We start from the raw sequence: 11,031 nt of genomic DNA, 5'->3' as shown, positions 1-11,031 counted from the left end.
TGTGCCGGTGTGATGGGTTGGTGTGCGGGGTTTTCCGCTTGAATTGGCGTTTCTGGAAGACTGATATATCATTATCGTTATAAACACATTCCATATTCGCAATTGAAGGGGATGTGACCTTCCACTAGGGTCCGCCTGTTCGAAGCGCCGGACGGAATGGCCGGCAAGTATTCGAATTTTGTTTGCTAACGCATTGCGTTCCGGCGCCAACTTCGTGGCTTGAATTGTCGAGCTATCGGGAGGAGACCTAATGAAAAAGATTCTGACAGCTGTCTCTGCAGCTGCTTTCGCCGCAACAGCCTTTGTTGCACCCGCCCTGGCCGATGGGTTCGTCGGTATTTCCATGCCGACCAAATCGTCCGCCCGCTGGATTTCGGACGGCAATTCCATGGTCGAGCAGTTCAAGGCTGCCGGCTATGAAGTCGATCTGCAATACGCGGAAGACGATATTCCCAATCAGCTTGCCCAGATCGAGAACATGATCACCAAAGGCGTCGATGTGCTCGTGATCGCGGCGATCGACGGCACGACCCTTTCCAACGCCCTGGCAAATGCCGCGGCTGCCGGGACTGCGGTCATCGCCTATGACCGTCTGATCCGTGACAGCGGCGACGTCGACTATTACGCGACCTTCGACAACTTCAAGGTCGGCGTTCAGCAGGCGAGCTCGCTGGTGAGCGGTCTGAAGGAGCGTTTCGGCGATGGTCCTTACAATGTGGAACTCTTCGGCGGTTCTCCGGACGACAACAATGCCTACTTCTTCTACGACGGGGCAATGTCCGTCCTGCAGCCGCTGATCGATGACGGCACCATCGTCATCCAGTCCGGTCAGATGGGCATGGATGCTGTCGGTACGCTGCGCTGGGACGGGGCCGTTGCCCAGGCCCGTATGGATAACCTCCTGTCGGCAAACTACACCGATGCGCGGGTCCACGGCGTTCTGAGCCCGTATGACGGCCTTTCCATCGGTATCCTGTCTTCGCTGAAAGGCGTCGGCTACGGCTCCGGCGACCTGGAAATGCCGATCGTCACCGGCCAGGATGCTGAAGTTCCGTCCGTGAAGTCGATCCTTGCCGGCGAGCAGTACTCCACCGTCTTCAAGGATACCCGTGAGCTGGCCCGCGTTACCGTGGGCATGGTCGACGCGATCATGAAGGAGAGCGAGCCGGAGATCAACGACACCACGACCTATGACAACGGCGTCAAGGTCGTTCCGTCCTACCTTCTGGAGCCCGTCTCCGTCGATGCTTCCAACTGGGAAAAAATCCTGATCGACAGCGGCTACTACACCATGGACCAGATCAAGTAAGACTTGACACTCCATCTGACTTCCCGCCCGCAACGATCTTGCGGGCGGGTCTTTTCACGGTACTCGGGGTACGGGGTCCATGGCACTCCTTTCCATGCAAAACATCACCAAGACCTTTCCGGGCGTGAAAGCGCTGGACAGTGTCAACCTTGATGTGAAACAGGGCGAAATACATGCCGTCGTCGGTGAAAACGGCGCGGGTAAATCGACCCTGATGAAGGTTCTCTCCGGCGTCTATCCCCACGGGGAGTATGACGGCGAAATAGTCTACGAAGGTGAGCCCGCCCGGTTCTCCGGCATCTCGGACAGCGAAAAGCGCGGCATCATCATCATTCACCAGGAGCTCGCGCTCGTTCCACAGTTGTCCATCGCGGAAAACATCTTTCTGGGCAATGAACGCGCGTCGAGGGGCGTCATCGACTGGCGCAAGACCAACCAGCGCACTGAAGAGCTGCTTGCCAAGGTCGGTCTGTCCGAGCCGCCAACCACCAAGGTCGATGATATCGGCGTCGGCAAGCAGCAGCTTGTCGAAATCGCCAAGGCGCTGTCCAAAGACGTGAAGCTGCTCATCCTGGACGAGCCCACCGCCTCGCTCCAGGAAAACGACAGCAGGAAGCTGCTCGACCTGATGCTGGAACTCAAGGCGCAGGGCGTGACCAGCATCATCATTTCCCACAAGCTCAACGAAGTGCGCTATGTCGCCGACACCGTCACCGTCATCCGGGACGGAACGACGGTTTCCACTCTGGATGCCAAGGCCGGTCTCAGCGAAGACGCGATCGTGAGGGACATGGTCGGCCGGGACATGACGCACCGCTTTCCGGATCACAAGCGCACTCCGGGCAAGGTGCTTCTGGAGGTCGAGGGCTGGAATGCCTGGCACCCGGAGCATGCCGAGCGCCAGGTCATCAAGGATGCGTCCTTCAACGTCCGTGCGGGCGAAGTGGTCGGGATTGCGGGGCTGATGGGTTCCGGGCGGACCGAGCTGGCCATGTCGATCTTCGGACGGTCCTACGGCCGAAATATCAGCGGAACGGTCAAGCTCGATGGCAAGTCGATTGACGTCAGCACGGTCGACCGCGCTATCGCCGCGGGCATTTCCTATGTGACCGAAGACCGGAAATCCCTCGGCCTCGTGCTGGACGAAACCATCCGTTTCAACACCACGCTCGCCAACCTGGACGGCGTATCTTCCGGTTCCATCCTGAAGCGCAATGAAGAAACGAGGGTTGCGGAAAGATACCGCAAGGCTCTCGCGATCCGCACGCCTTCGGTATTCCAGAAGACGGTCAATCTGTCCGGCGGAAACCAGCAGAAGGTCGTGCTGGCCAAGTGGCTGTTCACCTCGCCCGAGGTGCTCATCCTCGATGAGCCGACACGCGGCATCGATGTGGGTGCGAAATACGAAATTTACACCATCATCAACGACCTGGCCACACAGGGCAAAGGCGTTGTCATGATCTCGTCGGAAATGCCGGAACTGCTCGGTATGTGCGATCGGATCTACGTCATGAATGAGGGGGCTCTCGTCGGCGAACTCGCCGCCGGCGATGCGAGCCAGGAGCGCATCATGTCGCTCATCGTCAACGAGTAGAGAGCAAGACCATGGAACTGGCACAAAGCGACACGAATGCTTCACCGAAGGTAAAAGCAAAAGGTATCGTCGAATACCTTTCCTCGCACCTGCGACAGTACGGGCTGCTCTTCGCGCTCATCGCGGTGATGGTGTTCTTCCAGATCGTCACGGACGGAACGCTTTTGCGGGCCGTGAACGTCACCAACCTGCTGCTGCAGAATTCCTACATCATCATCATGGCCTTGGGCATGCTCATCGTCATCGTTTCGGGGAATATCGACCTGTCGGTTGGCTCGGTCATGGGTTTCATCGGCGCCCTGGCGGCGGTGATGATCGTCAATCATGATCTGCCCATGCTCTTGACGGTGGTGGTATGTCTGGTCACCGGCGGTCTCATCGGTGCGGCGCAAGGATACTGGGTCGCCTATTGGAAGATACCGTCCTTCATCGTGACCCTTGCGGGCATGCTGGTGTTCCGCGGGCTGTCCCTCTGGTTGCTGGAAGGCCAGTCGGTAGGACCCTTCCCGCGCGAGTTCCAGCTAATGGCCTCCGGGTTCGTACCCGACATCTTTCCGGCGAGCTGGGGCGATAGCCTTGCGGCCATTCTCGATCTCGGCCGGGTGAAGCACGTCAATATTCTTGCACTGGGAACGGGCATCGTTGCGGCAGCGCTTGTCATCTGGCTCAGCTTGCGCCAGCGCGCGCAGAACAGGCTCTACGGCATCGAAGACGAACCGCAGAGTTTCTTCATTGCCCGCAATGCCATCGTCGCGGCTGCGCTGATCTTCGTGATGTACAAACTGTCGCTGTTCCGCGGCCTGCCCAACGTTCTGATTACTATGGGCGTCCTGACGGTGATCTACGCTTTCATCACCGAGACGACAACGATCGGCCGACGCGTTTACGCGCTCGGCGGCAACCAGAAGGCCGCCAAGCTTTCCGGCATCAGGACGGAACGGCTCACGTTTCTTGCCTTTGCGAATATGGGCGTTCTGGCCGCGGCGGCAGGTCTCGTCTTCGCTGCCCGGCTCAACACCGCTACCCCCAAGGCGGGCTTTGCCCTGGAACTGGACGTGATCGCGGCCGTCTTCATCGGCGGCGCCTCCATGTCCGGCGGGGTCGGCACGATTGTCGGCGCCGTCGTCGGGGCCTTTCTGATGGGCGTCCTCAACAACGGCATGTCGATCATGGGCATCGGGATCGATTACCAGCAGATGATCAAGGGCCTCGTCCTGCTCGCTGCCGTGATCTTCGACGTCTACAACAAGACCAAGCAGGGATAAGACAATGCTGATCTCGCAGATACTGGACGATGCAGGCAACGTTGCGGTTGTCGTGCGCAGCGGCAGCGAAGCCTGCATTCTGAATGGTGTCGGCTCGACCTATGAACTGGTGCAGGAGGCGATCGGCAAGGGCCAGAGCCTGACCGAGTGCATCCGCGGTCACGAGCTGGGAGCGGCGGTCGATCTTGAAAAGCTGGCGGAGGAAAGACGGCTGCTCGTGCCGATCCACCATCCGGACGCCGCTCACATGCACCTCACGGGCACCGGCCTGACCCATCTGGGATCGGCAGCGACCCGCAACGCCATGCATGCCAAGTCCGAGACCGAGGAAGCGGAGGCGCATGTCACGGACTCAATGAAAATGTTCCGCATGGGCCTGGAAGGCGGGCGCCCCGAAGCGGGCGAGATCGGTGTGCAGCCGGAATGGTTCTACAAGGGCAACGGCTATTGTGCCGTGGCGCCCGGCGGAGATCTCGTCAGCCCGGGCTTCTGCGAAGACGGCGGCGAGGAACCCGAAATCGCGGGCATCTACGTGGTGGCCGAGGACGGTACGCCGTTCCGTGTGGGCTTTGCGCTTGCCAACGAGTTTTCCGATCACGTGATGGAGCGGCAGAACTACCTGTTCCTCGCCCACTCCAAGCTGCGTCCGGCCTCCTTTGGACCCGAGCTTCTGGTCGGACCGCTTCCCGAAAGCGTCGATGGCACCAGCCGCATCCTGCGGGACGGCAAGGTCGTGTGGGAGAAACCGTTCCTCTCCGGTGAAACCAACATGTCCCACACGCTGGCCAACCTGGAACATCATCATTTCAAATATGACGTCTTCCGCCAGCCCGGCGACGTTCACGTCCACATGTTCGGAACGGCCACGCTCTCCTTTGCCGACGGCATCGGCTGCCAGGAGGGCGACGAGGTCGAAATATCCGCGCCGGGCTTCGGCGTCCCGCTCAAGAACCGCCTGACGTTCAAGCCTCGGGACACAGCAGCCACTCAAGTGAAAGTGCTTTAATTCATGGCGTTCAAACCGGCAAAATGGCCGCGCAAGCTGCGGTCGACCGAGTGGTTCGGCGGCACCAGCCGCGACCATATCTATCACCGAAGTTGGATGAAGAACCAGGGTCTGCCGGACGACATGTTCGACGGCCGCCCGGTGATCGGCATCTGCAACACCTGGTCCCAGCTTACCCCCTGCAACGCGCATCTGCGCGATCTGGCGGAGCGGGTCAAGCACGGCATTTACGAAGCCGGCGGGTTCCCGGTGGAATTCCCGGTATTCTCGACCGGCGAGAGCACCCTGCGCCCGACGGCGATGATGTTCCGCAACCTGGCCAGCATCGACGTGGAAGAGGCGATCCGCGCGACGCCGCTCGATGGCGTGGTTCTTCTTGTCGGCTGCGACAAGACCACACCGTCGCTTCTCATGGGGGCCGCTTCCGTCGATATTCCGGCGATCGCCGTCTCCGGCGGACCGATGCTGAACGGCTGGTTTCAGGGCGAGCGGGTCGGGTCCGGCACTCATCTTTGGAAGTTCTCCGAAGCCGTGAAGGCCGGCGAAATGACCCAGGACGAGTTCCTGGAGGCGGAAGCCGCCATGAGCCGGTCGCCGGGAAGCTGCAACACCATGGGCACGGCCTCGACCATGGCCTCCATGGCCGAGGCGCTCGGCATGGCGCTTTCTGGCAATGCGGCCATTCCGGCCGTCGACAGCCGCCGCCGCGTCATGGCGCATCTCTCGGGACGCCGTATCGTGCAGATGGTCAAGGACGACCTCAAGCCGTCGGATGTGCTGACCAGGCAGGCATTTGAAAACGCCATCCGCACCAATGGTGCGATCGGCGGATCGACCAACGCGGTCATCCATCTTCTGGCCATTGCCGGCCGCGTCGGCGTGGACCTGACGCTCGACGACTGGGACCGGCTCGGCCGGGACGTGCCGACGATCGTCAACCTGATGCCTTCCGGCAAGTACCTGATGGAAGAGTTCTTCTATGCAGGCGGGCTTCCGGTAGTCATCAAGCGTCTCGGCGAAGCGGGCATGCTCCACAAGGACGCGATAACCGTTGCCGGCGAAACCATGTGGGACCAGGTCAAGAACGTCCGTAACTGGAATGAAGACGTCATTCTGCCGGTCGAAAAGGCGTTGACGAGCCAGGGCGGTATTGCGGTTCTGAAGGGCAACCTGGCACCGAACGGTGCCGTGCTGAAACCGTCTGCCGCATCTGAGCACCTTTTGCAGCACAAGGGCCGGGCGGTCGTCTTCGAGGATATCGACGACTACAAGGCCAGGATCAACGACGATGCGCTCGACATCGACGAGAGCTGCATCATGGTTTTGAAGAACTGCGGGCCCAAGGGCTATCCGGGCATGTCCGAAGTCGGCAATATGGGACTGCCGCCGAAGGTCCTGAAAAAGGGCATCACGGACATGGTGCGGATTTCCGATGCGCGCATGTCCGGCACGGCCTATGGAACCGTGGTTCTGCACACGTCCCCGGAAGCGGCCGCAGGCGGACCTTTAGCGGTCGTGCGCACCGGGGACGTGATTGAACTCGACGTCCCGAACCGGCGGCTGCATCTGGATATCCCGGACGAGGAACTGGCCGAACGCCTGGCAGCGTGGCGGCCCTCGCACGAGGTTCCGGAAAGCGGTTACGCCCGTCTGTTCCATGACCACGTTGAGGGAGCGGACACCGGGGCGGATTTCGACTTCCTCAAAGGCTGCCGCGGGTCGGCGGTCCCGAAGGATTCTCACTGATGACTGAAAAACTGGCGCTGGTCGGGATCGGCAAGATAGCCCGCGACCAGCACATACCGGCAATCCACGGCAACCCTGATTGGTCGCTCGAGGCGGCCGTGAGCCGCCATGCGGCCGTCGACGGGGTCGATCATTTCGCAACGCTGGACGAACTGCTGCAGAACCGGCCGGACATCACGACGGTGTCGCTCGCGATCCCGCCGCAGCCGCGCTTTGAATATGCGGCCAAGGCGTTGAAGGCGGGCAAGCATGTCATGCTGGAAAAACCGCCGGGACAAAGCCTTGCCGAATGCTATGCTCTCGAGGCTCTGGCAAAAGAGCAGGGCGTGACGATCTTCGCCACCTGGCATTCGCGTTACGCCGACTGCGTTCCGGACCTGAAGGACTGGCTTTCCAGCCGGACCATCAAGCGGCTGAAGATCAGCTGGAAGGAAGATGTCCGCCGCTGGCATCCGGGCCAGGAATGGATCTGGGAGCCGGGCGGAATGGGTGTTTTCGATCCGGGCATCAACGCGCTCTCGATCCTGACCGAAGTGTTGCCCTATCGGGTCCACCTGTCTCAGGCTATACTGGAATTCCCGGAAAACCGGGCGACGCCGATCGCTGCCAAACTGACTTTCGTCGATCCGGGCGGCGCGGACATGAGCGCCGATTTCGATTGGCGCCACGAAGGCCCGCAGACCTGGGATATCGAAGTCGAGACCGACCGGGGAAGCGCCAGAATGTCGCTCGGCGGCGAGCGGCTCGAAATAGATGGCGTCCTGGCCAAAGAGGGCGCGAACCACGAATACGCCAATCTCTATGCCCGCATGGCGGCTCTGTTGAAGGCGGGCGAGAGCGACATGGACCTGTCTCCCATGATCCATGTCTGCGATGCTTTTTCACTGGGCCGGCGGATCGCTACGGATCCGTTCCACTTCTAGACATTCCGGGTTCGGATGAACCCGAAATGCTCTAGCACGTTGAAAGTGATCAAGCTGCATTCAGGTCAGCCGGCCTGAATGCGGCCTGATCCATAACGCCATTGAAACCGGAAGGTTTGTCATGACATTTACGCCACACGGAAAGCACCTCATTGCCGGGCAATGGGTCGCGAGCGAAGCGACTTTCTCCTCCGAACCGGCTCACGGGCAGCCCCACAAGTTCTCGGTCGGCACGGTCGAGCAGGTCGATGCCGCCTGCCGGGCGGCGGAGGAGGCTTTCTGGAGCTACGGTTATTCGACCCGCGAGGAGCGGGCGAAGTTCCTGAACGCGATTGCCGATGAAATCGAGGCGCGTGCCGACGCCATCACGGAAATCGGTACATCGGAAACCGGGCTCCCCGAAGCCCGCCTCCAGGGCGAACGCGGACGGACGACCGGACAGCTCCGCCTGTTTGCGTCCCATATCCTGAAGGGCGATTATCTGGACCTGCGCCACGACGAGGCCTTGCCGGACCGCAAGCCGCTGCCGCGGCCGGACCTGAAGCTCGTTCAACGCCCCATCGGCCCGGTCGCCGTTTTCGGTGCGTCCAACTTCCCGCTCGCCTTTTCCACGGCCGGCGGCGACACGGCGGCCGCGCTGGCGGCCGGCTGCCCGGTTGTCGTCAAGGGGCATTCGGCCCATCCGGGCACCGGTGAGATCGTGGCCGAAGCGATTGCAGCGGCCGTCAAGTCGTGTGGCCTTCATCCGGGCGTCTTTTCGCTGATCCAGGGTGGTAACCGGGCCGTCGGCCAGGCGCTGGTGCAGCATCCCGACATCAATGCGGTCGGCTTCACCGGCTCCCTTGCCGGCGGCCGTGCGCTGTTCGATCTGTGTGCGCAGCGTCCCGTGCCGATCCCGTTCTTCGGCGAGCTCGGCTCGGTCAACCCCATGTTCCTGCTGCCGCAGGCGTTGGGCGCACGCGGCGCGGATATTGCCAAGGGCTGGTCGGGATCACTGACCATGGGAGCAGGACAGTTCTGCACCAACCCGGGCATCGCCTTCGTCATTGACGGGCCTGATGCGGATGCCTTCGTCAAAGCGGCGGTCGAGGCTCTCGGGGAGAGCGGTAAGCAGACCATGCTGACGAACGGCATCGCCGAGGCGTATCGCTCCGGCAGCCGGCGCGTTTCCGGCTCCACCGGTGTCCGCGAGCTGATCGGCACGTCCTGCGAAACCCGCGAAGCCGCGCCTTATCTGTTCGAGACCACCGGCGATGCCTGGCTTGCCAATGAAGAGCTGGCAGAGGAAGTCTTCGGTCCCCTCGGCATCATTGTCCGGGCCAAGGATCAGGAGCAGATGCGCCAGATCGCGCTCGGCATTGAAGGCCAGCTGACCTGCACGCTGCATATGGATGACGGTGACACGGAACTCGCGCAGAGCCTTGTGCCGGTCCTGGAGCGGAAGGCCGGCCGTCTGCTGGCCAACGGCTTCCCGACCGGGGTGGAGGTCGCCGATGCCATGGTCCATGGCGGCCCTTACCCCGCCTCGACCAATTTCGGTGCGACCTCCGTCGGGACCCTGTCCATTCGCCGCTTCCTGCGGCCTGTCTGCTACCAGAACATGCCGGAGGCGATTCTGCCGGTCCGGTAAAGCGGTAAACGGCATCGCAGCTGATGCTTGATACAGAAAAGCCCTGACGCTTCGGCGTCAGGGCTTTACTTTTGGCCTGGACCTCGCTTCACCCACCCTCATGCTGAGGAGGGCCAAAGGCCCGTCTCGAGGCATGGGCGGCGGTTTCGGAACGAGAGGCCCGAGCCTGTGACGCGCGGGTTTCGCTTTTCGCGGCAATTACCCGTCCAGCTTCACCCACGCCGCGTTCTTCGCCGAAGACCGGACACAGGCATCGATGAAACGCACGCCTGCCATTCCGGCGTCGATGCCGGGGACAAGCGATGAGATCGGCTTGCCATCCTGGTGGGCGCGTATGGCGTCGGCGGCTTCCTTGTAGAGGTTGGCGAAGCCTTCCAGGTAGCCTTCCGGATGGCCCGGCGGAACGCGGGTGGCCGGTCCAATGCTGGCCGACATGCCGGCGCCGCCGCGTGTCAGGACCCGCATCGGTTGGCCGAAGGGCGTGAAATAGAGATAGTTCGGGTTCTCCTGGTGCCATTCCAGGCCGCCCTTGTCGCCATAGACCCGCACCTTCAGATTGTTCTCGTTACCCGGTGCTACCTGCGAACACCACAGCATGCCGCGGGCACCGCCGGCAAACCGCAGCATCACGTGCGCATTGTCGTCCACCTTGCGGCCGGGGACGAAAGACTGCAGGTCCGCGGCAAGGCTTTCGGCGGCAAGGCCGGTGACGAAGCAGGCAAGGTTATAGGCATGGGTGCCGATATCGCCCGTGGAACCGCCGAGGCCGGTGCGCGACGGGTCCGTCCGCCAGTCCGCCTGCTTGTTGTGCTGTTCCACGGTCAGCCAATCCTGCGGGTATTCCACCTGCACGATGCGCAGCGTGCCGAGGTCGCCGTTCTCGACCAGTTCCCGCGCCTGACGGACCATCGGATAGCCGGTGTAATTGTGGGTCAGGAAGAACATGGCATCGGAGGCTTCAGCAGCCTTGGCGAGTTTCTTGGCGTCCGCCAGGGTCGAGGTCAGCGGCTTGTCGCAGATCACGTGGATGCCGCGCTTCAGGAATTCCCTGGCGGCCGGATAGTGGACATGGTTCGGCGTCACGATGGCGACCGCCTCGATGCCGTCCTTCAGCCGTGCCTCGCGCTTCGCCATGTCCGCGAAGGAGGCGTAGGTCCGGTCCTCCTTGAGGCCGAGGGCCCGGCCCGATTCCAGTGCTTTTTCCGGTGTAGAGGAGAGGGCACCCGCAACCAACTCGTACCGCCCGTCAATCCGTGAGGCGATCCGGTGAACCGCGCCGATAAAGGCATCCTTGCCGCCGCCGACCATGCCGAGCCGGATCGGGCGCGCGTGCGGGTTGTCTTTTCCTTCTATTGCCATGTTGCTCCTCCTGCTGAATTCAACCTGCGCTCGCTAACGCCTGTGATAAAAAATTGTCTTGTCCTTGCGGCCGCATCCTGAGGAAGCGTCCGCCTCCAAGTCCCGCCCGCGAAAGCGGGCAGGCCGCATGCTCCTATTCTGCCGCCCATCCGTCCGGACGGACCCGAAGGTCCCTCTCACGATGGGGCCGTCGCCTGCC

Annotated in this window: 8 protein-coding genes; 7 read left to right on the top strand and 1 reads right to left on the bottom strand. The window is 61.8% G+C overall.

Annotated elements, in window-relative coordinates; genetic code table 11:
- The first annotated feature begins 250 nt into the window (after window positions 1-250).
- From chvE to ON753_RS14490, 7 genes are all read left to right on the top strand, one after another.
- A complete protein-coding gene (gene chvE / locus ON753_RS14520; protein ID WP_265963344.1) occupies window positions 251-1,309 on the top strand; it encodes a multiple monosaccharide ABC transporter substrate-binding protein in 1,059 nt (352 codons plus the stop codon).
- A 79-nt stretch (window positions 1,310-1,388) separates the two neighbouring features.
- Window positions 1,389-2,903 carry a multiple monosaccharide ABC transporter ATP-binding protein gene (mmsA, locus tag ON753_RS14515; protein WP_265963343.1) on the top strand — a complete coding sequence of 505 codons (1,515 nt, stop codon included), beginning with the start codon at window positions 1,389-1,391 and terminating at the stop codon, window positions 2,901-2,903.
- Window positions 2,904-2,914: 11 nt separating this feature from the next.
- Window positions 2,915-4,168, top strand: coding sequence for a multiple monosaccharide ABC transporter permease (gene mmsB, locus ON753_RS14510; RefSeq protein WP_265963342.1), 1,254 nt, complete (start codon window positions 2,915-2,917; stop codon window positions 4,166-4,168).
- Window positions 4,169-4,172: 4 nt separating this feature from the next.
- Window positions 4,173-5,174: an AraD1 family protein gene (araD1, locus tag ON753_RS14505; protein WP_265963341.1), complete on the top strand. Its 1,002-nt coding sequence runs from the start codon at window positions 4,173-4,175 to the stop codon at window positions 5,172-5,174.
- A gap of 3 nt (window positions 5,175-5,177) precedes the next feature.
- The gene (araD, locus tag ON753_RS14500) at window positions 5,178-6,920 is read left to right on the top strand and encodes an L-arabinonate dehydratase (protein ID WP_265963340.1); all 1,743 of its coding nucleotides are present in this window, start codon (window positions 5,178-5,180) and stop codon (window positions 6,918-6,920) included.
- Window positions 6,920-7,843 (top strand): Gfo/Idh/MocA family protein, encoded by a 924-nt coding sequence (locus ON753_RS14495; protein WP_265963339.1) that lies wholly within the window; start codon window positions 6,920-6,922, stop codon window positions 7,841-7,843. The genes araD and ON753_RS14495 overlap by 1 nt, the downstream gene beginning before the upstream one ends.
- Window positions 7,844-7,964: 121 nt before the next feature.
- The gene (locus ON753_RS14490; protein ID WP_265963338.1) at window positions 7,965-9,473 is read left to right on the top strand and encodes an aldehyde dehydrogenase (NADP(+)); all 1,509 of its coding nucleotides are present in this window, start codon (window positions 7,965-7,967) and stop codon (window positions 9,471-9,473) included.
- Between the two features lie 198 nt (window positions 9,474-9,671).
- Here ON753_RS14490 and ON753_RS14485 read toward each other — a convergent pair whose 3' ends face one another.
- Window positions 9,672-10,832 (bottom strand): Gfo/Idh/MocA family protein, encoded by a 1,161-nt coding sequence (locus ON753_RS14485; protein ID WP_265963337.1) that lies wholly within the window; start codon window positions 10,830-10,832, stop codon window positions 9,672-9,674.
- Window positions 10,833-11,031: the final 199 nt, after the last annotated feature.

It is taken from the genome of Roseibium salinum (assembly GCF_026240905.1).
Classification (GTDB): Bacteria; Pseudomonadota; Alphaproteobacteria; order Rhizobiales; family Stappiaceae; genus Roseibium; species Roseibium salinum.
The sequence above is the reverse complement of the archived record's forward strand: the minus strand, read 5'-3'. Positions and strand labels throughout refer to the sequence as shown.